Annotated in this window: 23 protein-coding genes; 17 read left to right on the forward strand and 6 right to left on the reverse strand. The window is 70.3% G+C overall.

The window, feature by feature from the left end:
- Window positions 1-25: 25 nt before the first annotated feature.
- Window positions 26-2,113, reverse strand: a complete 2,088-nt coding sequence (gene tkt / locus RPQ07_RS28270; protein ID WP_313947024.1) for a transketolase — start codon at window positions 2,111-2,113, stop codon at window positions 26-28.
- A gap of 341 nt (window positions 2,114-2,454) precedes the next feature.
- On the opposite strand from tkt, the gene RPQ07_RS28275 reads away from it, so the two are divergent.
- The 3 genes from RPQ07_RS28275 (at window position 2,455) to RPQ07_RS28285 (ending at window position 5,040) form a co-directional block, all read left to right on the forward strand.
- Window positions 2,455-3,429, forward strand: coding sequence for a heme o synthase (locus RPQ07_RS28275; protein WP_391839490.1), 975 nt, complete (start codon window positions 2,455-2,457; stop codon window positions 3,427-3,429).
- A 124-nt stretch (window positions 3,430-3,553) separates the two neighbouring features.
- On the forward strand, window positions 3,554-3,886 hold the full coding sequence (locus RPQ07_RS28280; RefSeq protein WP_313947026.1) for a hypothetical protein: 333 nt from the start codon (window positions 3,554-3,556) through the stop codon (window positions 3,884-3,886).
- Between the two features lie 65 nt (window positions 3,887-3,951).
- A complete protein-coding gene (locus tag RPQ07_RS28285; RefSeq protein WP_313947027.1) occupies window positions 3,952-5,040 on the forward strand; it encodes an amidohydrolase family protein in 1,089 nt (362 codons plus the stop codon).
- Between the two features lie 41 nt (window positions 5,041-5,081).
- Here the strand turns inward: RPQ07_RS28285 and RPQ07_RS28290 are convergent, their stop codons facing one another.
- The 4 genes from RPQ07_RS28290 to RPQ07_RS28305 all read right to left on the reverse strand — a co-directional run bounded on the left by RPQ07_RS28290 (window position 5,082) and on the right by RPQ07_RS28305 (window position 9,252).
- A complete protein-coding gene (locus RPQ07_RS28290; protein WP_313947028.1) occupies window positions 5,082-6,050 on the reverse strand; it encodes a COX15/CtaA family protein in 969 nt (322 codons plus the stop codon).
- Window positions 6,051-6,221: 171 nt separating this feature from the next.
- A complete protein-coding gene (locus RPQ07_RS28295) occupies window positions 6,222-7,463 on the reverse strand; it encodes a hypothetical protein (protein WP_313947029.1) in 1,242 nt (413 codons plus the stop codon).
- Window positions 7,464-7,561: 98 nt separating this feature from the next.
- The gene (locus tag RPQ07_RS28300) at window positions 7,562-8,329 is read right to left on the reverse strand and encodes an ABC transporter permease (protein WP_313947030.1); all 768 of its coding nucleotides are present in this window, start codon (window positions 8,327-8,329) and stop codon (window positions 7,562-7,564) included.
- Complete coding sequence (locus tag RPQ07_RS28305; protein ID WP_313947031.1) at window positions 8,326-9,252, reverse strand: ABC transporter ATP-binding protein; 927 nt, start codon at window positions 9,250-9,252, stop codon at window positions 8,326-8,328. The genes RPQ07_RS28300 and RPQ07_RS28305 overlap by 4 nt, the downstream gene beginning before the upstream one ends.
- 314 nt (window positions 9,253-9,566) lie before the next feature.
- On the opposite strand from RPQ07_RS28305, the gene RPQ07_RS28310 reads away from it, so the two are divergent.
- The 12 genes from RPQ07_RS28310 (at window position 9,567) to dapD (ending at window position 19,437) form a co-directional block, all read left to right on the forward strand.
- Entirely contained in the window at window positions 9,567-10,313 is a 747-nt protein-coding gene (locus RPQ07_RS28310; RefSeq protein ID WP_313947032.1) for a helix-turn-helix transcriptional regulator, read from the forward strand.
- A complete protein-coding gene (sufB, locus tag RPQ07_RS28315) occupies window positions 10,310-11,731 on the forward strand; it encodes a Fe-S cluster assembly protein SufB (RefSeq protein WP_313947033.1) in 1,422 nt (473 codons plus the stop codon). The genes RPQ07_RS28310 and sufB overlap by 4 nt, the downstream gene beginning before the upstream one ends.
- Window positions 11,732-11,799: 68 nt before the next feature.
- Complete coding sequence (gene sufD / locus RPQ07_RS28320) at window positions 11,800-12,981, forward strand: Fe-S cluster assembly protein SufD (protein WP_313947034.1); 1,182 nt, start codon at window positions 11,800-11,802, stop codon at window positions 12,979-12,981.
- Complete coding sequence (locus RPQ07_RS28325) at window positions 12,981-13,298, forward strand: bifunctional 3-phenylpropionate/cinnamic acid dioxygenase ferredoxin subunit (RefSeq protein ID WP_313947035.1); 318 nt, start codon at window positions 12,981-12,983, stop codon at window positions 13,296-13,298. The genes sufD and RPQ07_RS28325 overlap by 1 nt, the downstream gene beginning before the upstream one ends.
- 7 nt (window positions 13,299-13,305) lie before the next feature.
- Window positions 13,306-14,070, forward strand: coding sequence for a Fe-S cluster assembly ATPase SufC (sufC, locus tag RPQ07_RS28330; RefSeq protein ID WP_313947036.1), 765 nt, complete (start codon window positions 13,306-13,308; stop codon window positions 14,068-14,070).
- On the forward strand, window positions 14,067-15,323 hold the full coding sequence (locus RPQ07_RS28335; protein ID WP_313947037.1) for a cysteine desulfurase: 1,257 nt from the start codon (window positions 14,067-14,069) through the stop codon (window positions 15,321-15,323). The genes sufC and RPQ07_RS28335 overlap by 4 nt, the downstream gene beginning before the upstream one ends.
- Before the next feature lie 11 nt (window positions 15,324-15,334).
- Window positions 15,335-15,799 carry a Fe-S cluster assembly sulfur transfer protein SufU gene (sufU, locus tag RPQ07_RS28340; protein WP_313947038.1) on the forward strand — a complete coding sequence of 155 codons (465 nt, stop codon included), beginning with the start codon at window positions 15,335-15,337 and terminating at the stop codon, window positions 15,797-15,799.
- On the forward strand, window positions 15,796-16,134 hold the full coding sequence (locus tag RPQ07_RS28345) for a metal-sulfur cluster assembly factor (RefSeq protein ID WP_313947039.1): 339 nt from the start codon (window positions 15,796-15,798) through the stop codon (window positions 16,132-16,134). Before sufU ends, RPQ07_RS28345 begins: the two co-directional genes overlap by 4 nt.
- Before the next feature lie 123 nt (window positions 16,135-16,257).
- Window positions 16,258-16,578: a multidrug efflux SMR transporter gene (locus RPQ07_RS28350; RefSeq protein ID WP_313947040.1), complete on the forward strand. Its 321-nt coding sequence runs from the start codon at window positions 16,258-16,260 to the stop codon at window positions 16,576-16,578.
- Complete coding sequence (locus RPQ07_RS28355) at window positions 16,578-17,114, forward strand: TetR/AcrR family transcriptional regulator (protein WP_313947041.1); 537 nt, start codon at window positions 16,578-16,580, stop codon at window positions 17,112-17,114. The genes RPQ07_RS28350 and RPQ07_RS28355 overlap by 1 nt, the downstream gene beginning before the upstream one ends.
- Window positions 17,115-17,246: 132 nt before the next feature.
- Window positions 17,247-18,404, forward strand: a complete 1,158-nt coding sequence (locus RPQ07_RS28360; RefSeq protein ID WP_313947042.1) for an MFS transporter — start codon at window positions 17,247-17,249, stop codon at window positions 18,402-18,404.
- 43 nt (window positions 18,405-18,447) lie between these two features.
- Window positions 18,448-19,437 carry a 2,3,4,5-tetrahydropyridine-2,6-dicarboxylate N-succinyltransferase gene (gene dapD, locus RPQ07_RS28365; RefSeq protein WP_313947043.1) on the forward strand — a complete coding sequence of 330 codons (990 nt, stop codon included), beginning with the start codon at window positions 18,448-18,450 and terminating at the stop codon, window positions 19,435-19,437.
- 65 nt (window positions 19,438-19,502) lie between these two features.
- On the opposite strand, the gene dapA is transcribed toward dapD, so the two are convergent.
- Window positions 19,503-20,390, reverse strand: coding sequence for a 4-hydroxy-tetrahydrodipicolinate synthase (dapA, locus tag RPQ07_RS28370; RefSeq protein WP_313947044.1), 888 nt, complete (start codon window positions 20,388-20,390; stop codon window positions 19,503-19,505).
- A 139-nt stretch (window positions 20,391-20,529) separates the two neighbouring features.
- On the opposite strand from dapA, the gene RPQ07_RS28375 reads away from it, so the two are divergent.
- Window positions 20,530-21,237 carry a DUF4232 domain-containing protein gene (locus RPQ07_RS28375; protein WP_313947045.1) on the forward strand — a complete coding sequence of 236 codons (708 nt, stop codon included), beginning with the start codon at window positions 20,530-20,532 and terminating at the stop codon, window positions 21,235-21,237.
- A 77-nt stretch (window positions 21,238-21,314) separates the two neighbouring features.
- A complete protein-coding gene (locus RPQ07_RS28380) occupies window positions 21,315-22,028 on the forward strand; it encodes an antibiotic biosynthesis monooxygenase (RefSeq protein WP_313947046.1) in 714 nt (237 codons plus the stop codon).
- Window positions 22,029-22,117: the final 89 nt, after the last annotated feature.

Here is a 22,117-nt window from a genome sequence, read left to right on the forward strand (position 1 = left end):
ATCTCCTACTTGTCGTGTACCGGCGTCAGCGTGCGGCGGCTTCGAGAGATTCCCGCGCGGCCTTGGCGACCTCGTCGGCAGTGAAGCCGAACTCGCGGAAGAGAACCTTGCCGTCCGCCGAAGCGCCGAAGTGCTCCAGCGAAACGATGCGGCCGGCATCGCCGACGAAGCGGTGCCAGGTGAGTCCGATACCGGCCTCGACCGCCACCCGTGCCCGCACGGCCGGCGGCAGCACCGAGTCCCGGTACGCCTGGTCCTGCTCCTCGAACCACTCGACCGACGGCATCGAGACCACCCGGGTCGGGATGCCCGCGGCCTGGAGCTGCTCGCGCGCCTCGACGGCCAGCTGGACCTCGGAGCCGGTGCCGATCAGGACGACCTGGGGCTCGCCGCCCTCGGCGTCGAACAGGATGTAACCGCCGCGGGCGGCATCCTCGTTGCGCTCGTAGGTCGGCACACCCTGCCGGGTCAGTGCCAGACCGTGCGGGGCGCCCTTGCCGAACTCCTTGGTCCAGCGGCGCATGATCTCGCGCCACGCGATCGCGGTCTCGTTGGCGTCCGCCGGACGGACGACGTTCAGACCGGGGATGGCGCGCAGCGAGGCCAGGTGTTCGACCGGCTGGTGCGTCGGGCCGTCCTCGCCGAGACCGATCGAGTCGTGCGTCCACACGTAGGTGACCGGCAGGTGCATCAGGGCCGACAGCCGCACCGCGTTGCGCATGTAGTCGGAGAACACCAGGAAGGTGCCGCCGTACACACGGGTGTTGCCGTGCAGCGTGATGCCGTTCATGACGGCGGCCATCGCGTGCTCACGGATACCGAAGTGGATCGTGCGGCCGTAGGGGTCGGCGCCCGGCAGCGGGTTGCCCACGGGCAGGAACGACGACGTCTTGTCGATCGTCGTGTTGTTCGAGCCCGCCAGGTCCGCGGAGCCGCCCCACAGCTCGGGGACGACCGCGCCCAGCGCCTGAAGGATCTTGCCGGAGGCCGCGCGGGTGGCGACACCCTTGCCGGTCTCGAAGTCGGGGAGCTTCTCCTCCCAGCCGGCGGGCAGCTCGGTCGAGCGGATCCGGTCGAACTCCGCGGCGCGCTCCGGATTCGCGGTGCGCCATGCGGCGAAGGTCTTCTCCCACTCGCCACGGGCCTCACGGCCGCGGTCGAGCGCCCCGCGGGTGTGGGCGATGACCTCGTCGGAGACCTCGAAGCTCTTCTCCGGGTCGAAGCCGAGGACCCGCTTGGTGGCCGCGACCTCCTCGTCGCCGAGCGCCGAGCCGTGGGCGGCCTCGGTGTTCTGCGCGTGCGGGGCAGGCCAGGCGATGATCGAGCGCGCCGCGATGAAGGAGGGACGCTCGGTCTCGGCCTTGGCGGCCTGGAGGGCCCGGTAGAGGCCCGCCGGGTCGAGGTCGCCGCTCGGCAGCTGCTCGACGCGCTGGACGTGCCAGCCGTACGCCTCGTAGCGCTTGAGGGTGTCCTCGGAGACGGCCGTCTCCGTGTCGCCCTCGATGGAGATGTGGTTGTCGTCCCACAGCAGCACCAGGTTGCCCAGCTTCTGGTGCCCGGCCAGCGAGGACGCCTCCGAGGAGATGCCCTCCTGGAGGCAGCCGTCACCGGCGATGGCCCAGATGGTGTGGTCGAACGGGGAGGTGCCGGGGGCTGCGTCCGGGTCGAACAGACCGCGCTCGTAGCGGGCGGCCATGGCCATGCCCACCGCGTTGGCGACACCCTGGCCGAGCGGGCCGGTCGTCGTCTCGACACCGGGGGTGTGTCCGTACTCCGGGTGTCCGGGGGTCCTCGAACCCCAGGTCCTGAAGGCCTTGAGGTCGTCGAGCTCCAGGCCGTAACCGGCCAGGTAGAGCTGGATGTAGAGGGTCAGCGACGAGTGACCGGCGGACAGGACGAACCGGTCACGGCCGGTCCAGTCGGGGTCGGCCGGGTCGTGCTGCATCAGCTTCTGGAACAGGACGTACGCGGCGGGCGCGAGGCTCATGGCCGTACCGGGGTGGCCGTTGCCGACCTTCTGTACGGAATCCATGGCCAGGACGCGGACGGTATCGACGGCCCGCTGGTCCAGATCGGTCCACTCGAGGTCTGTGGTGGTCGGCTTGGTGCTCACCCTGAGTCAGGGCTCCTCTCCACATGTCGTATCCCGGTGACGACGGAAGCACCGGGCGTTGTCGAGCCTACCCCCGGAACAACGCGCACCTTTTCGAGTGCATGCCTTTCGAAATATCGGACACAGCCAGGGTGCAGTCCCGGGGACGACTTCGCCTCCCGGCGGCGTGCTCGAGGAGCTTCGACGACCTATACGCACAGGCCGGGGTCGCTGCTCAACACGACGCCACCCCCGTGCGGGACGACGTATGGGCAACGTCTAGAGTGGCGTGGTACGCGCAAGTCTTTACCGGGCCCTTTCTCCTTGCCCGGGCTTGCAAGGAGTCTCTGTCAGGGGTGTGCGTGACGGCCGTCGAATCCCGTCCAGCGGGTGGTGGCACCGCCCATGCCGTCGAGGCCGCGGGGGAGTTCCGCAGGAACCGCGGTCACCGACCGTTCGGGGCCCGGGTCAAGGCCTTCGTGGCGTTGACCAAGCCGCGGATCATCGAGCTGCTGCTGATCACCACGGTGCCGGTGATGTTCCTGGCCGCTCAGGACGTGCCCGACCTGTGGCTGGTGCTCACCACCTGTGTCGGCGGTTATCTCTCCGCGGGTGGCGCGAACGCGCTCAACATGTACATCGACCGCGACATCGACGCCCTCATGGACCGGACGTCGCAGCGGCCCCTGGTGACCGGCATGGTGTCGCCGCGCGAGGGCCTGGTCTTCGGCCTCACCCTCACGGTGGTCTCCACCCTCTGGTTCGGACTGCTCGTCAACTGGCTGTCGGCGGCGCTCTCGCTCGGCGCGCTCCTCTTCTACGTCGTCGTCTACACGATGATCCTGAAGCGGCGCACCGCGCAGAACATCGTGTGGGGCGGCATCGCCGGCTGTATGCCGGTCCTGATCGGCTGGTCCGCCGTCACCAACTCGGTGTCCTGGGCCGCGCTCATCCTCTTCCTCGTCATCTTCTTCTGGACGCCGCCGCACTACTGGCCGCTGTCGATGAAGGTGAAGGAGGACTACGCGCGCGTCGGTGTGCCGATGCTCCCGGTCGTCGCCTCCAACAAGGTGGTGGCCCGCCAGATCGTCCTCTACAGCTGGGTGATGGTCGCGGTCTCCCTGCTGCTCACCCCGCTCGGCTACACCGGCTGGTTCTACACGGTGGTGGCGCTGGCGGCGGGCGGCTGGTGGCTGTGGGAGGCGCACGCGCTCCAGGCACGGGCCAAGGCCGAGGTGATGGGCGGCAAGCTCAAGGAGATGCGGCTCTTCCACTGGTCCATCACCTATGTCTCGCTGCTGTTCGTGGCGGTCGCGGTGGACCCCTTCCTGCGCTAGACCCTTCCTGCGCCGGACGCCTTCCGGCGCAGGACGTTCCTTCCTGTGTTCAGCCCCCGGCCGTGGCCCATGCCACGTGCACCCGCCGTGGCCGGTGCCCACTACCCGCGAGTAGCATCGCCCCATGGCAGACACGCAGCAGGCAGACAGCCAGGTGGAGCGCAAGGCGGCCCGGATCGCCAAGCAGATCGGCGCCTTCGCCAAGGCGCACGGCGGCGCCGACGGGACCATCGAGTACCTCGGCCAGGCGGGCACCCGGATCGTGCTCATCGGCGAGGACGGCGAGTGGGGCGACCTCGTCGCGCCGAACCACGCGATCGCGGCCGCGGCCGCCGAGAAGGCAGGCCTCACCCTCCACGACTCCTTCGACGGCGACCTGGCCGCCAAGGTCCGCACAGGGCCGTACGAGTGGAGCCGTATGGCGGGCATCCAGGTCGGCGGTCCTTCCAACGGCTGAGCAACACCTCGCCGGGGTGTCACCCGTTAGGACTGTGGAAACACGGTCCACGACTGGGAGCCCGGATGATCGACACCCCGACCCTCGTGGACCAGTACTGTCACGGGGTGCTCCGCACCGAGCTCGGTCTCGGCACCTTCGAGGCGCATCTGGGCCGCACCGCGGGACCGCCCGCGCCGGGCACGACCTTCTTCGACACCCAGACGGGGTTCGCCGTCCGGCGCTGGTGCCCGCCCCTGCTGGGGCTCGAACCGCACTGCCCGCCTGCCCGCTACCTCGCCCGGCGCCGTGAGCTCGGGGTGCTGGAGGCGGGCAGACGGCTGCTGAGAGGCAGCGGCATCTCCACCTATCTGGTGGACACCGGGCTGCCGGGGGACCTCACCGGACCGCCGGAGATCGCCGCCGCCGGCGCGGCCGAGGCCCGCGAGATCGTACGGCTCGAACTCCTCGCCGAACAGGTCGCCGACACCTCGGGCACCGTCGAGGGCTTCCTCGCCAACCTCGCCGAAGCCGTCCACGGCGCCGCCGCGTCCGCCGTGGCCTTCACCTCCGTCGCCGCCGTGTGCCACGGGCTCGCCCTCGCGCCCGAGCCCCCGGGCCCGGGCGAGGTGCGCGGGGCGGTCGGGCGCTGGCTGGCCGCGCGCCAGGTCGGCGGCACACTCACCGACCCCGTCCTCGTGCGGCACGTGCTGTGGGTCGCCGTCGCCTCCGGGCTGCCGCTCCAGCTCCATGTGGGGGTGGAGGACCCGATGCTGCTGACGAGTTTCGCCGCGGCGACCGCGGGGCTCGGAACCGACCTCGTGCTGCTGCACGGTTATCCGTACCACCGCCACGCGGCCCATCTGGCGAGTGTCTTCCCGCATGTGTACGCGGACCTCGGGCCGGCGCTCGTGCACACGGGCGCCCGGGCGGCCGCCGTACTGGCGGAGATCCTGGAGCTCGCGCCGTTCGGCAAGCTGCTGTTCTCCAGCGGCGCGCGCGGGCTGCCCGAGCTGCATGTGGTGGGCGCCAGGATCTTCCGGGAGTCGCTGGCGCGGGTGCTCGGCGACTGGGTCGGCGACGGTGCGTGGTCCCGGACCGATGCCCAGCGGGTGGCGACGATGATCTCTTCGGCCAACGCCCGCCGCGTCTACGGGCTGCGGGACGCGGTCTGATCAGCAGGCTCTGACCGCGGCACCAGGCGGTGAATCCGTGCTCAGGCGGGGGACAGTGCCACGTCGCTCTGCGCCGGGATCTCCGCCGTCGGCTGCGGACGCTCCCGCAGGCTGAGCGCGAGGCGCAGCACCGCGATCCACATCAGTGCGGACCCGAGCATGTGGGCGGCGACCAGGGCCTCGGGGACCTGGGTGAAGTACTGGACATAGCCGATGACGCCCTGTGCCAGGAGTACCAGCAGCAGGTCTCGGGCGCGGGCCCGGGTGTCGTCGGGGGCGTCCACGACCCGCAGCACCAGCCACATGGCGAGCGCCAGCGCGCAGACCACCCAGGCCGCGATCGCGTGGATGTGTGCGGCGTCCACCCAGTCCCACGGCATGCGCGGTACGTCGCTGCTGTCACCGGCGTGCTTGCCGGAACCGGTCACCGAGGTGCCCAGCGTGATCAGCAGCGCGGAGGTGACGACGATGGCCCAGGACAGCCTGCGGACCGGGCGCGGGACCCGCGGACGCGGTGCGGTGTCGCCCTCGCCGGCCCGGTGCCAGGTGATCACCGCGACGGTGAGCAGTGCGTTGGCGGCCAGGAAATGCCCCGCCACGGTCCACGGGTTGAGGCCCGCCCACACCGTGATGCCCCCCAGCACCGCGTTGCTCGCCACGATCCAGAACTGCGCCCAGGCGAGCCGGGTCAGCCCGCGGCGCCGCGGCTCGGTGGAGCGCGCCGCGATGATGGCCCAGCCGACCGCGGCCGACAGGACGTAGGTCAGCATCCGGTTGCCGAACTCGATCGCGCCGTGGAGGCCCTGCTCGGGTGTGGCGAAGAGGCTGTCGTCCGTGCACTTGGGCCAGGTGTCGCAGCCGAGACCGGAACCGGTCAGCCGGACCGCGCCACCCGTGACGATGATGACCACGCTCATGACGACGGCCGAGAGCGCGGCGCGCCGGAGAGTCCTGGGGGTGGGCGTCCAGCGTCGGGCGATGAGGGCGAGGGGGGTTTGCACGGGCACCATGGTAGGCGGGGCCTTGTGCATGCATTCACGAGGGTCGGCTTCGCGTGCCGGAACGGCCGGATACGGGCGTAAAGGTGCGGAGAGGGCTGGCGGTTCGCGTGCGCCGCACGACAGGCGCGCCGGGTCGCGGGGGCGTCGGGTGTCAGGACGCCCGCAGCGGGTCCGGGGCTGTCAGGGCGCGTCCGCAGGAGGTCCGGCGCCCGCCTCGGGCCGGGCCGCCTCCAGGTCCGGGGCGCCCCGCGATCCCGCCCCCGGGGCCGGCTCCCGGTCCGGTTCCGGGCCGTACGTCCGGCGGAAGCGCGATCCGTCGAGGTGGTCCTCTTCCTCCCACCACACGGCGAGCCGCCACGATGCCGACGGGCCCGGACGCGCGGGGGAGTGCAGGAACGCATCGGTCAGCTCCTGGCCCACGGCCGCCGCGCTGCGGTCGGTCACCGCGTCCATGCCGCGCCACGGGTACTCCATCGGGACCCAGGGCCCGCCCTCCGCGCCGCGGACGTCGAACCGCCACACCGCTCGCCACGAACGGGCCCGCAGCATCCGGCGTACCTCGGCGGGGTCCAGGTCCAGCCCCTCGGCGATGGTGTCCGGTTCGGCTCCCTCGATACGGGCCGCCACCACCGCCAGCGGGAGCAGCCGGCCGGGCAGCAGGTCCTCGGACCGCAGCCGCGTCAGGCCGCCCTTGAACGGACAGCGCCGCAACCGCCGCTCCAGCTGGTCCCCCAGATGCTCCAGCGTGGCCGCCTGCAGACTCTCCCGCACCTGTGCACCCGACCACAGCTCGTGGTACTCCCGCTCCGCCCGCACGGCCCAGGCCGCGGCCTCCACCGGATCGCCGAGCTCCTCCAGCCGGTCGCCGAGGAAGGCATGGGCTTGGGCCAGGCCCTCCCGGTTCTGCGGGTCCGACGGATCGAGGCTCTCCCAGACCTTGATCGCGCGGTGGACGGCCGCGAGAGCGGCGATGCCGTCCGCGCGGGCCTCGGCCGGAGGCCGGTCGCCCACCTGCTGGAAGGCGTAGCGCGGCAGCCCCAGTTCGTCGCTGAGGGGTTCGGCGAGATAGACGGCCTGGCTGATCAGCGCCCTGGCGTACCAGCGGGCGTGCTCCGGGTCGTGCACGGCCGGCTCGGCACACGTCCGTACGGCCTCGTGCACGGCGATCAGCGCGTCCGCCCGGCGGCCGGTGTCGAAGTGGTGCCGGGCCAGATCTCCGTAGCGCAGACTCAGCCGGGCGGTGAGCGGGAGATCGTGTGCGGCGTGCGGGGTGAGGGCGGCGATCAGCTCGATCAGCATCCGCTCACGTTCGTCCGGCGACACCCCGGCTCTGCCGGATCTGACCTTCGTCCACTCCGCGTCGAGTCGGAGTGCGGCAGTCCGTTCCATCGAGGCCTCCCACGCGCTGATCTTCGCAGCCATACTGGCGCGTGGGTCAGTACCTACGGAAGACGCCGGTCACTCCCGGCACAGAGGAAAGCGGGTGCGTCACTTCCGGCCCGGTGGAAAGCGGCGGCGCGTCACTCCCACTGGAACCAGCGGGCCGCCGCGCCGAGCCCGAGCACCGACCAGCCGGCGAGGATGCCCAGGTCGCCCCACGGCAGCGACGCGCCGTGCTGGAGCACATCGCGCAGCCCGTCGGAGAGAGCCGAGATCGGCAGCAGGGCGAGCACCGACTCGACGCCGTCGGGGAACCGGTCCAGCGGCACGATCACCCCGCCGCCCACCAGCAGCAGCAGGAAGACCAGATTCGCGGCGGCGAGGGTCGCCTCGGCCCGCAGGGTTCCGGCCATCAGCAGACCGAGGCCGGAGAAGGCGACGGTGCCGAGGACGAGCAGCAGCAGGACGGAGAGAGGATCTCCCTGCGGGGACCAGCCGAGTGTGAAGGCGATCACCGTCAGCAGGGCGATCTGGAGCACCTCGGTGGCGAGGACGGAGAGCGTCTTGGCGCTCAGCAGGCCCCAGCGGGGCAGCGGCGAGGCGCCGAGCCGCTTGAGCACTCCGTAGCGCCGCTCGAAGCCGGTGGCGATGGCCTGGCCGGTGAAGGCGGTGGACATCACGGCGAGGGCGAGTACACCGGGGGCGAGGAAGTCGACGGGCTCACCCGTGCCGGTGTCGATGATGCCGACGGTCGAGAACAGCACCAGCACGAGTGAGGGGATGACGACGGTGAGCAGCAGCTGTTCGCCGTTGCGCAGCAGCATCTTCGTCTCGAACACGGCCTGCGCCCCGATCATCCGGGCCATCGGCGCGGCACCCGGCCGCGGTGCGTATGTACCGGCGCTCATCGGCGCAGCTCCTTGCCGGTCAGTTCCAGGAAGACGTCCTCGAGGGTGTGGCGCTCGACGGAGATGCCGTCCGGCATCACCCCGTGCTGGGCGCACCAGGACGTGACGGTCGCCAGCAGCTGCGGGTCGACCTGGCCGGTTATCCGGTACGCGCCGGGCGTCAGCTCGACCGCCTCGGTGCCGTCGGGCAGCGCCTTGAGCAGCGAGCCGACGTCGAGGCCGGGCCGGCCGGTGAAGCGCAGGGTGTTCTCGGCCCCGCCCCGGCACAGCTGTTCGGGGCTGCCCTGGGCGATGATCCGGCCCGCGTCGACGATGGCGACATCGTCGGCGAGGGCTTCGGCCTCGTCCATGAAATGGGTGGTCAGCACGGTGGAGACGCCGTCGGCGCGCAGTTCGCGCACCAGGTCCCAGGTGGAGCGCCGGGCCTGCGGGTCCAGGCCCGCGGTCGGCTCGTCGAGGAAGAGCAGCTCGGGGCGGCCGACGACGGCCATCGCCAGCGCGAGACGCTGCTGCTGTCCGCCCGAGAGGCGCCGGTAGGACGTACGGCCGCAGCTGCCGAGGCCGAGCCGTTCGATCAGGGCGTCCACGTCGAGCGGGTGGGCGTGCAGCTTCGCCATGTGGCGCAGCATCTCCTCGGCGCGTGCGCCGGAGTAGACCCCGCCCGACTGGAGCATCACGCCGATCCGGGGGCGCAGGTCCGCGGCGTCGGCGACCGGGTCGAGCCCGAGGACCCGGACCGTGCCGCCGTCGGGGCGGCGGTAACCCTCGCACGTCTCGATGGTGGTGGTCTTGCCGGCACCGTTGGGGCCGAGGACAGCGGTCACCAAGCCCTGGGGGACCTCGAGATCGAGGCCGTCCACGGCCGTCCTGGATCCGTACCGCTTGACCAGGCCCCGGATCTGGACGACGGACTCGCTTCGCATGCGGGGAAGTCTAGGCGGGCCATGTGGTGGTTCGGGGAGCGGGTCACAAGACGTACCGGATCGAGGCCGGCAACGCCGGGCCCGGCACCCTGCGTCTGCGTTTCCTGACCAATTCCGGCGTAACTTTCGTCGAATACGATCACGGTCGACCATCGCTTTCCGAGGCGCCGAATCCCGGAGAACGAGCAGCTCAGAGCGGGTTTCGACGCTCCCGGTCGGGTGATTTCGTTAGGTAACCCTTAGTGACGCAGTGCACCGGTCCGACGGCCGGACGGCGGTTGTCACCTCCGGAGGAATTACGCAACAATGGTGTTGTGAAAAACGTCGGCGAGGCTCCGCAGGAGGAACTCGCGACCGGTGTGCGCTCGGATCACTCGACGCGCAACAGGGTCGCGCGGTCCGTGCTGGACCACGGCCCGTCCACCGTGGCCGACCTCGCCTCACGCCTCGGACTCACCCAGGCAGCCGTACGCCGTCACCTCGACACGCTCGTCGCCGACAATGTCGTCGAGCCCCGGGAACAGCGCATCTACGGCGCGCGCACCCGCGGCAGGCCCGCCAAGGTGTTCGCCCTCACCGACTGCGGCCGGGACGCCTTCGACCAGTCGTACGACGCACTGGCCGTGGACGCCCTCCGCTGGATCGAACGGTCCGCGGGCGGCGGAGCGGCGGGAGAGGCGGCCGTCGCCGCTTTCGCCCGGGACCGTATCGAGGCCCAGGCGGAGACCTATCGCAAGGCCATCGAGGCGGTCGAGCCCGACCGGCGCACGGAAGCGCTGGCCAAGGCCCTGAGCGCCGACGGGTACGCTGCTGCGGCGCGCAGCGCCCCCAATGCCCAGGCAGGGGAGCAGCTCTGCCAGCACCACTGCCCGGTCGCCCACGCCGCCGAGCGGTACCCGCAGCTGTGCGAGGCGGAAACGGAGTTCTTCTCCCGCCTGCTCGGCACACATGTGCAGCGTCTGGCCACCATCGCCCACGGCGACGGAGTGTGCACGACGTTCATTCCCAAGACCACACCATCGTCAGCATCTGCAAGCACGGCCGGGAGGAACCCCGCATGACTCTCCCCACGGAGACTGCCCACCCCGAACTCGAGGGCCTGGGTACGTACGAATTCGGCTGGGCCGACTCCGACGCGGCAGGCGCCGCGGCCAAGCGCGGCCTCTCCGAGGCGGTCGTCCGCGACATCTCGGAGAAGAAGAACGAGCCGGAGTGGATGCTGAAGCTGCGGCTCAAGGGTCTGCGCCTGTTCGACAAGAAGCCGATGCCGAGCTGGGGCTCCGACCTGTCGGGTATCGACTTCGACAACATCAAGTACTTCGTGCGCTCCACGGAGAAGCAGGCGGCGTCCTGGGAAGAGCTGCCCGAGGACATCAAGAACACGTACGACAAGCTCGGCATCCCGGAGGCGGAGAAGCAGCGCCTCGTCGCCGGTGTCGCGGCCCAGTACGAGTCCGAGGTCGTCTACCACCAGATCCGTGAGGACCTGGAGGAGCAGGGCGTCATCTTCCTCGACACGGACACCGCGCTGAAGGAGCACCCCGAGCTCTTCCAGGAGTACTTCGGCACGGTCATCCCGGTCGGCGACAACAAGTTCGCGTCGCTGAACTCCGCCGTCTGGTCCGGCGGCTCGTTCATCTACGTGCCCAAGGGTGTCCACGTCGACATCCCGCTCCAGGCCTACTTCCGTATCAACACGGAGAACATGGGCCAGTTCGAGCGGACGCTGATCATCGTCGACGAGGACGCCTACGTCCACTACGTCGAGGGCTGCACCGCTCCGATCTACTCCTCGGACTCGCTGCACAGCGCCGTGGTCGAGATCATCGTCAAGAAGGGCGGCCGCTGCCGCTACACGACGATCCAGAACTGGTCGAACAACGTCTACAACCTGGTCACCAAGCGGGCCGTGGCCTACGAGGGCGCGACCATGGAGTGGGTCGACGGCAACATCGGCTCCAAGGTGACCATGAAGTACCCGGCGGTCTACCTGATGGGCGAGCACGCCAAGGGCGAGACCCTGTCCATCGCCTTCGCGGGCGAGGGCCAGCACCAGGACGCCGGCGCCAAGATGGTCCACATGGCTCCGAACACCTCCTCCAACATCGTCTCCAAGTCGGTGGCGCGAGGCGGCGGCCGTACCTCCTACCGCGGTCTGATCGAGATCGGCGAGGGCGCGCCGGGCGCGAAGTCCAACGTGCTCTGTGACGCGCTGCTGGTCGACACGATCTCCCGCTCGGACACCTACCCCTACGTGGACGTCCGCGAGGACGACGTGTCCATGGGCCACGAGGCGACCGTCTCCAAGGTCTCCGAGGACCAGCTCTTCTACCTGATGAGCCGTGGCATGACGGAGTTCGAGGCGATGGCGATGATCGTGCGCGGCTTCGTCGAGCCGATCGCCAAGGAGCTCCCCATGGAGTACGCCCTGGAGCTCAACCGGCTGATCGAGCTGCAGATGGAGGGCTCGGTCGGTTAGTCCCGGCCCGCCCTTCCCGCAGCGACTGATTTCTTACGCAGAGGCAGAGAGAGAGCACCCCGACAGCCATGGCTGAGGCTCAGAACATTCCGGTGGGATCCACCACCGCCGGTTCGATCGCGGTGGCCGCCGAGTCCACCGTCGCCACTCGTATGAGTGCGCCCCCCTCGTTCGACGTGGCGGACTTCCCGGTCCCGCACGGTCGTGAGGAGGAGTGGCGCTTCACTCCACTGGAGCGGCTGGCCGGTCTGCACGACGGCACCGCCGTCGCGACGGGCGGTGCCGTCACCGTCGAGATCGACGCGCCCGACGGCGTCGTCGTCGAGACCGTCGGCCGTGACGACGCGCGGCTCGGCAGGGCCGGCACCCCGGTGGACCGGGTCGCCGCCCAGGCGTACTCCTCCTTCGAGAAGGCCTCGGTCGTCACGGTCCCCAAGGACACGGTGCTCACCGAGCCCGTCCGGATCGCCGTGCGCGGCGAGGGCGGCACCACCTTCGCCCACCAGGTCGTCGAGCTCGGCGCGTTCGCCGAGGCCGTCGTGGTCATCGACCACACCGGTGACGCGGTCATCGCGGCCAACGTCGACTTCGTGGTGGGCGACGGCGCCAAGCTCACCGTCGTCTCCGTGCAGGACTGGGACGACAAGGCCGTCCACGTCGCCCAGCACAATGCGCTGGTCGGCCGCGACGCCTCGTTCAAGTCCGTCGTGGTCACCTTCGGCGGCGACGTCGTCCGGCTCCACCCGCGGGTCTCCTACGCGGGCACCGGTGGCGAGGCCGAGCTCTTCGGCCTGTACTTCACCGACAAGGGCCAGCACCAGGAGCACCGTCTCCTGGTCGACCACAACACCCCGCACTGCAAGTCCAACGCCGTGTACAAGGGCGCGCTCCAGGGCGACGACGCACACGCGGTGTGGATCGGTGACGTGCTCATCCAGGCCGCGGCCGAGGGCACCGACACCTACGAGATGAACCGCAACCTCGTCCTCACGGACGGCGCGCGGGTCGACTCGGTGCCGAACCTGGAGATCGAGACCGGCGAGATCGTCGGAGCCGGCCACGCCTCCGCCACCGGCCGCTTCGACGACGAGCAGCTCTTCTACCTCCAGGCCCGCGGCATCCCCGCCGAGGAGGCCCGCCGACTGGTGGTCCGCGGCTTCTTCGCCGAGCTGGTCCAGCAGATCGGTCTCCCGGACGTCGAGGAGCGGCTGCTCGCCAAGATCGACGCGGAGCTGGAGGCATCGGTCTGATGTCCTTCGTCAAGGCCTGTGCGCTGAGCGAGCTGGAGGAGGACACCCCCAAGAGGGTGGAACTCGACGGCACGCCCGTCTCACTCGTCCACACCGAGGGCGAGGTGTTCGCGATCAACGACATCTGCTCGCACGCGAACGTCTCCCTGTCCGAGGGCGAGGTGGAGGACTGTCAGATCGAGTGCTGGCTGCACGGCTCGAGCTTCGACCTCCGCACCGGCAAGCCGTCCGGACTGCCCGCGACGCGCCCCGTCCCCGTATACCCCGTCAAGATCGAAGGGGACGATGTGCTCGTCTCCGTCACCCAGGAGTCCTGAGTCACCCATGGCAACGCTTGAAATCCGCGACCTGCACGTTTCCGTCGAGGCCGAGAACGGCCCCCGGGAGATCCTCAAGGGCGTCGACCTGACCGTGAAGCAGGGCGAGACGCACGCCATCATGGGCCCCAACGGCTCCGGCAAGTCGACCCTCGCCTACTCCATCGCGGGCCACCCCAAGTACACGATCACCGGTGGCACCGTGACCCTGGACGGCGAAGACGTCCTGGAGATGTCTGTCGACGAGCGCGCCCGCGCCGGCATGTTCCTCGCCATGCAGTACCCGGTCGAGGTCCCCGGCGTCTCGGTCTCCAACTTCCTGCGCACCTCCGCCACCGCGATCCGCGGCGAGGCTCCCAAGCTTCGTACCTGGGTGAAGGAGGTCAAGACCGCCATGGAGCAGCTGCACATGGACCCGGCGTTCGCCGAGCGCAACGTCAACGAGGGCTTCTCCGGCGGTGAGAAGAAGCGCCACGAGATCCTTCAGCTGGAGCTCCTCAAGCCGAAGATCGCGATCCTCGACGAGACGGACTCCGGTCTGGACGTCGACGCGCTGCGCACCGTCTCCGAGGGCGTCAACCGCGTCCGCGAGACCGGTGAGGTCGGCACCCTGCTGATCACCCACTACACGCGCATCCTGCGTTACATCAAGCCCGACTTCGTCCACGTCTTCGCGAACGGGCGCATCGCCGAGTCCGGCGGTGCCGAGCTCGCCGACAAGCTCGAGTCCGAGGGCTACGAGGCGTACACGAAGGGTGGCGTATCCGCGTGACACAGCTGCCGGGCCTCCTCGACACCGAGGCGATCCGCAAGGACTTCGCGATCCTCGACCGGGTGCTCCACGACGACAAGAAGCTCGTGTACCTGGACAACGCGGCGACCTCGCAGACGCCGCGCCAGGTGCTGGACGCCGTCACCGAGTACTACGAGCGTCACAACGCCAACGTCCACCGCGGTGTGCACGTCCTCGCCGAGGAGGCCACGGCGCTGTACGAGGGCGCGCGTGACAAGGTCGCGTCCTTCATCAACGCTCCGAGCCGCGACGAGGTGATCTTCACCAAGAACGCCTCGGAGTCGCTCAACCTCGTGGCCAACATGCTCGGCTGGGCCGACGAGCCCTACCGCGTCGACCACGAGACCGAGATCGTCATCACGGAGATGGAGCACCACTCCAACATCGTTCCGTGGCAGCTGCTCTCGCAGCGCACCGGCGCGAAGCTGAAGTGGTTCGGCCTCACCGACGACGGCCGTCTCGACCTGTCCAACATCGACGAGCTCATCAACGAGAAGACGAAGATCGTCTCCTTCGTGCTGGTCTCCAACATCATGGGCACGGTCAACCCGGTCGACGCGATCGTCCGCCGTGCGCAGGAGGTCGGCGCGCTGGTGCTGATCGACGCCTCGCAGGCCGTGCCGCACATGCCGGTCGACGTCCAGGCGCTGGGCGCGGACTTCGTGGCCTTCACCGGCCACAAGATGTGCGGCCCGACCGGTATCGGCGTGCTGTGGGGCCGGCAGGAGCTGCTCGAGGACCTGCCGCCGTTCCTCGGCGGCGGCGAGATGATCGAGACGGTGTCGATGCACTCCTCGACGTACGCTCCCGCGCCGCACAAGTTCGAGGCCGGTACGCCTCCGATCGCCCAGGCCGTCGGCCTCGGCGCGGCGGTGGACTACCTGAACGCCATCGGCATGGAGAACGTCGCCGCCCACGAGCACGCGATCACCGAGTACGCGGTGAAGCGGCTCCAGGAGGTGCCCGGTCTGCGGATCATCGGCCCGGTGACGGCCGAGGACCGCGGTGCCGCGATCTCCTTCACGCTCGGTGACATCCACCCGCACGACGTCGGCCAGGTCCTGGACGAGCTGGGCATCGCCGTCCGTGTCGGCCACCACTGCGCCCGCCCGGTCTGCCTGCGGTACGGAATTCCTGCGACCACGCGAGCGTCGTTCTATCTGTACTCCACGCCCGCCGAGGTCGACGCACTCGTCGACGGGCTGGAGCACGTCCGTAACTTCTTCGGATGAGGGATTGACGCGTGAAGCTGGATTCGATGTACCAGGAAGTCATCCTGGACCACTACAAGCACCCGCACGGGCGTGGTCTGCGGGACGGCGACGCCGAGGTGCACCACGTCAACCCGACGTGCGGTGACGAGATCACGCTGCGCGTGAAGTACGACGGCGACCGCATCGAGGACGTGAGCTACGAGGGCCAGGGCTGTTCCATCAGCCAGGCCAGTGCCTCCGTGCTCAACGACCTGCTGGTCGGCAAGGACCTCGCGGACGCGCAGAAGATCCAGGCGACCTTCCTGGAGCTGATGCAGTCCAAGGGCCAGATCGAGCCCGACGACGCGATGGAGGAGGTGCTGGAGGACGCGGTCGCGTTCGCCGGTGTCTCCAAGTACCCGGCCCGGGTGAAGTGCGCACTGCTGAGCTGGATGGCTTGGAAGGACGCGACCGCACAGGCGCTGGGTGAGAGCCCCGAGAGGAAGACGGCATGACGGAGAACGCAGGGGCGGCGCTGAAGCCGGCCTCCGAGGAAGAAGTCCGCGAGGCGCTGTACGACGTCGTCGACCCCGAGCTGGGCATCGACGTGGTCAACCTCGGTCTGATCTACGGCATCCACATCGACGACTCCAACATCGCGACGCTGGACATGACGCTGACGTCGGCGGCCTGCCCGCTGACCGATGTGATCGAGGACCAGGCGAAGTCGGCGACGGACGGTCTCGTCAACGAGCTGAAGATCAACTGGGTCTGGATGCCGCCGTGGGGCCCGGACAAGATCACGGACGACGGGCGCGAGCAGCTGCGCGCGCTGGGGTTCAACGTCTGATCCGTCTTCCCGTACGACACAAGCGGCCGTGACCGCCGGGCCATCCGGTGGGCACGGCCGCTTCGTCGTGTGTGCAGCGCGCGTTGTGTACGGTCGTACGCAACGTTGTGTACGCTTGTACGCATGGGATACGGACTGCTCGCCGCGGCCATCGTCGCGGAGGTGGCCGGCACCACGGCCATGAAGTACAGCGACGGCTTCACCAAGCTGTGGCCCTCGGTGCTGACCGTCCTCGGCTATGTGATCGCCTTCTCTCTGCTCGCCCAGACCCTCAAGACCATGTCCGTGGGCACCGCCTACGCGATCTGGGCGGGCATCGGCACCGCGGCGGTGGCCGCCATCGGCATGATCTTCCTGGGGGAGTCGACCAGCCTGGTGAAGATCGGCGGCATCCTGCTGGTGATCGCCGGAGTGGTGGTGCTGAATCTGGGCGGGGCGCACTGATGCCTCGCCGTTACGACCCCGAGCGCCGCCAGCGCATCATCGACGCCGCGATCCGGGTGGTCGGGCGCCGCGGGATCGCCGGGCTCAGCCATCGAACGGTGGCGGCCGAGGCCGATGTGCCGCTCGGCTCGACGACGTACCACTTCGCCTCGCTGGACGAGCTGCTGGTCGCCGCGCTGCGGCAGGCCAACGAGGGCTTCGGAGCGGCGGTGCGCGACAGCCGCGCACTCGCCGACCCGGACGCCGATCTCGCCACCGAACTCGCCCGGCTGATGGGGGAGTGGCTCTCGGGGGAGCGCACCGGGGTGGAGCTGGAGTACGAGCTCTATCTGGCAGCCCTGCGCAGGCCCGCGCTTCGGCCGGTGGCCGCGGAGTGGACCGACTCGGTCGCCGGGATCCTGGCCCGCAGGACCGATCCCGTCACGGCCCGCGCCCTGATGGCGCTGATGGACGGTGTCTGTCTCCAGGTGCTCCTCACCGACGCGCCGTACGACGCGGACTACGCGCGCGACGTGCTGGCCCGCGTCATCGGCTGAACATCGGCTGAACAGCCGTCGTCCGAACGCCTTCCGGACCACCTCCGAACACCGCCACGGACAAAGCCCGTTGACCTTGCTCCCGCCCGTTGAGATAGTCAGTTCCCGATAGAGACTCACTCGGGGGGCGATGTGACCATGCTGCGGAACGTGCCACGGACCGTGCGGATGCTCGCCTTCGGGGCGTTCTTCAACTCCGCCGTCAGCTTCACCTTCGTCTATCTCTTCCTCTATCTGACCGGCCCTCGCGGTCTCACCGTCGCCGAGGCGGGCCTCGTCAGCGGTATCGGGGGCGCCGGGCTCGTCGCCGGCAACTTCACCGGTGGATGGTTCGGCGACCGGCACGGTCATCGCCGGGCCCTCCTCGCCGGCGCGACGGTCGCCGGCGTGGTGCTCGTCGCCCTGCCGGTGCTCCCGATCCCCGTGCTCTGTGCCGCCCTGCCGCTCGCCGAGTACGCCACCGGCGTCGTCCGGGCCGCGAGCGCCGCACTCGTCGCCGTCTCCGTCCCTGAGGGCTCGCGCCGCCAGGGCTTCGCCGTGATGCGCTTCGCGGGCAACGCCGGCTTCACCCTCGGGCCGCCGCTCGGCGCACTGCTCGCCACCACCGTCTCCTACGACTGGCTCTTCGTCGCCGACGGCCTCGGGACGCTCGCCTTCGCCGGCTACGCCTCGCGCGTACTCCCGGCCCGGGCGGCCGTGCACGCCAAGCCCGTACGCGACCCCGACGCCCCCGGCGTCCTGCGCGAACTGCGCGCGCGGCCCGCCGTGCTGGTGCTGCTCCTCGCGATCGGCTGCGTCGATCTCGTCTACCGGCAGCAGTACTCGACGCTGCCGCTCTCGCTGGCCGACCACGGACTGGACACCCAGGTCTACGGCTGGCTCCTCGCCGTCAACGGCGGCGTCATTCTGTGCCTCGAACTCCCCGTCGCCCACGCCCTGCGCAGACGTGCCCCGCTCCCCGTCATCGGCACCGGACTGCTGCTCGTCGGGCTCGGCTACGCCTTCCTGATACCCGGCGCGGGACTCCTCTTCGCGATCACCATGATGCTGTCGCTGACCGCCGGGGAGATCCTTTACAAGACCACCGCCACCGCCTATGTGGCCGACGAGGCCCCCGCCCACGCGCAGGGCAGGTTCCAGAGTCTGTACGCCGGCGCCTCCATCAGCGGGCAGGTGCTGGCCCCGCCGATCGGCGGTCTGCTCTACTCCGCCGCACCCGGTCTGCTGTGGCCGGCGTGCGCGGTGCTCGCCGGAGCCGCGGGGCTCGCGGTGCTCGCGACCGGGACGTGAGACCGGTTCGCCCGGCGGGCGCCGCGCCGGTTAGGTTTTCCCCATGACCGACACCACTGCTCCTCGCACCACCGGCGCCGTCGCCGCCGGGCTCGCCACCATCGCGGCCGACGGCACCGTCCTCGACACCTGGTTCCCCGCCCCCGCGCTCACCGCAGAGCCGGGTCCCGCCGGCACCGAGCGGCTCACCGCCGAGCGGGCCGCCGAACTGCTCGGCGAAGGAGCCGCGAAGGCCGTCGGACCCGACGCCCGCCGCGGTGTCGAGGTCGTCGCCGTCCGCACGGTCATCTCTTCGCTCGACGAGAAGCCGCTCGACGCGCACGACGCCTACCTCCGCCTCCACCTGCTGAGCCACCGGCTGGTCAAGCCGCACGGCCAGAGCCTGGACGGACTCTTCGGCCTGCTCGCCAACGTCGCCTGGACCTCGCTCGGTCCGGTCGCCGTCGACGCGCTGGAGACGGTACGGCTCAACGCCCGTGCCGAAGGACTGCATCTCCAGGTGACCAGCGTCGACAAGTTCCCGCGGATGACGGACTACGTCGCCCCGAAGGGCGTCCGTATCGCCGACGCCGACCGGGTCCGCCTCGGTGCGCACCTCGCCGAGGGCACCACGGTGATGCACGAGGGCTTCGTCAACTTCAACGCCGGCACGCTGGGCACCTCCATGGTCGAGGGCCGGATCTCCGCGGGTGTCGTCGTGGGCAACGGCTCCGACATCGGCGGCGGCGCCTCCACGATGGGCACGCTCTCGGGCGGCGGCAATGTCATCATCTCCGTCGGCGAGCGCTGCCTCGTCGGCGCCGAGGCCGGTGTGGGCATCGCGCTCGGCGACGAGTGCGTCGTCGAGGCCGGTCTGTACGTCACGGCGGGTACCCGGATCACCATGCCCGACGGCCAGATCGTCAAGGCCCGTGAACTCTCCGGCGCCTCCAACATCCTCTTCCGCCGCAACTCGGTCACCGGCGCCGTCGAGGCCCGGCCGAACAACGCGGTCTGGGGCGGCCTCAACGAGGTCCTGCACAGCCACAACTAGGGTCCCCTGTCAGGAGCTCAGGAGCTCAGGAGCTCAGGAGCTCAAGAGCTCAAGGGCTTGGGGCCTCACGCATCTCCGAGGGCGGCGAGCAGTTCGCCGTACGCCCTGCGCAGCCCGTCGGTCGCCTCGCGGCCGGCGGGCTGCAGCGGTTCCCGGACCGGGCCCGCGTCCAGCAGCGCCTTCGCCGTCACCGTGCCCGGCAGTCCGGAGGCCATCATCAACTCCGTGAGCGGCAGCAGGAGTTGGTTCAGACGGGCGGCCCAGGCGGTGTCACCCCGGTCGAAGGCGTCGAGCACCTCGCGCAGCGGCCCCGGGACGATGTTGGCGACCGTGCTGACGAAGCCCGCCCCGCCGACGGCGTACAGCGGCAGATTCAGCTCCTCGCACCCGGAGTAGTACGCGAGCGAGGTCCGCGCGATCACCTTGGTGGAACCCAGCAGGTCGTACGCGCAGTCCTTCACCGCCACGATCCGCGGATGGTCCGCGAGCCGCAGCATCGTCTCGACCTCGATCCGGGTGCCCGTGCGGCCCGGGATGTCGTAGAGCATCACCGGGACGCCGACGGCGTCCGCGACCCGGCGGAAGTGCGCCTCCAGGGCCGCCTGCGGCGGGCGGCTGTAGTACGGGGTCACCACCAGGACCCCGTCGGCGCCCGCCGCTTCGGCGGCCCGCGCCTGTTCCACCGTGTGCCGGGTGTCCGCCGTGCCGGTGCCCGCCACGACCGGCACCCCGTCGCCCACCGCCGCGCGCACCGCCCGGACCAGTGCCGTCTTCTCGGCGTCCGTCGTGGTGGGGGACTCGCCGGTGGTCCCGCTGAGCACCAGCCCGTCGCAGCCCTCGGCCACCAGGTGGGCGGCATGACGTGCGGCGGCGTCCAGATCCGGTCCGCCGGCGTCGGTGAACGGAGTGATCATCGCGCAGAGCGCCCGGCCGAAGGGGTGCGGTGTGGTCATCCCAGCAGTCTCGGCCTGCGAGACCATGTAGGTCTACTTAGATCTTCTTGGGGTGAGGGGCAAGCAAAGCTGAACGGTTGATCGATGTACGTCTGGCATGATCGCCACCAGGGACATGTCACAGGGGAGGGGGCCCGGCATGGCAGGCGGGACAGGCGGGACAGGCAGGGCACGACGGAACGGTGCGGTGCGGGCAGCGGTGCTCACGGCGGTGGCCGCGCTCGTCCTCGCAGGATGCGCGGAGGCGTCGGGCGGTGTGGGCGGGAGCGGTGCGAGCACGTCGCCCGACTCGCGGTGGAAGGTGCACGCCGACAAGCTCACCGGGACGCCCGCTCCGTACACCGGTCCGCCCTCGATCGCGCCGGGGCCGCGCACCCCGGACGACGGGGAGCAGCTCCCGGAGGCCACGCCAACCGCCTGTCCCGACACGGGAGTTGCCGTCGTCACCGGTGTCGTGGACGCCGCGATGGGGCGGCGGGCCACCACGATCCGGTTGACGAACTGCGGAAAGAAGCCGTACCGCGTCGAGGGCTATCCGCAGATCGGCGCCCTCGACAAGGACCGTGACCCGCTGAAGCTGAAGGTCACGCACGGCGCGTATACGGACTCCAGCAGGGACCAGGGACCTCGGCCCCTCACGCTGGCGCCCGGCAAGAGCGCCGTGTCGGTCCTGAACTGGAACAACAGGGTGACCTCGTTCGACGCCGTCCGGCCGGGGGCGTACCTGGTGGTCGCGCCCGTCCGCGGGGAGAAGGAGCAGACCGTGCCGTTCTTCCTCGACATCGGTACCTCGGCCGAACTGGACGTCACTGCCTGGGCGTTCCCGCGGGAAGAGCCGGGCAGTTGACCTCGACCAAGGTTGATGTTCCAGGCTGGTGATCAGCGGCGCACCGCAGGGGTGCGCCGAGCCGAGGGGACATCGCCATGACCGTGATCGTGCAGCCCGACGCCAGGCCCGACCTCGCCCGCCCGAGTGTCGGCGTCGTCAAGGCCTCGACCTGGGACGTCGGCACCCCCGAGCGGCAACGGGCCACCGTCGACGCCATCGCCACGGCCTGGCGGAACAGGGACTGGCCGGACGCCGGACTGCTCTCGTACACCGTCCACCGGGGCGAGGACGGGCGCACACTGCTGCACTACTCGCAGTGGACCGGCGAGGACGCCTACCAGGAGTTCGTCCGGACCTTCCGGGACGACCGGAACGCGGAGATCGACGCGGCGGTGCCCGGCATCGAGCGGCTCGGGCTGCACTCCTACGAGCTCTACCGCAGCGCCTCGCTCGGCGGGGACGACCGGCGGGTGCCGGGCTGCGTGGTGATCGTGGACGTCGCGTTCGACGGCCCCGACGCGGAACGCGCGCGGGACTGGGTGGACACCGTCTTCGTCGCGCTGGAGAGCGAACCGCACCCGCACCCCGGCGGGATCGCCGGTCACTTCCACATCGGTACGGACGGTACGCGGGTGCTGAACTACGCCGAGTGGGAGAGCGCCGACGCGCACCGCGAGGCACTGGGCGCGCCGGGCGCCGGCATCGGCTCGCCCACCGGGCCGTGGGAGAAGGTCCGCACCTACCCCGGCGTGACCGGCGGCGGCGTGAACCGCTACGTGCCCGCGCTGAGTCTCGGCGCGGGCACGTAGCGGCAGTGGTGCCGGTTTCTCACGGGACCCGTGGACCCGTGGACCCGTGGACCCGCGGACCGCGGGTCCACGGGGTCGCATGACTACGG

This window comes from Streptomyces sp. AM8-1-1, assembly GCF_032229325.1.
Taxonomy (GTDB): Bacteria; Actinomycetota; Actinomycetes; order Streptomycetales; family Streptomycetaceae; genus Streptomyces; species Streptomyces achmelvichensis.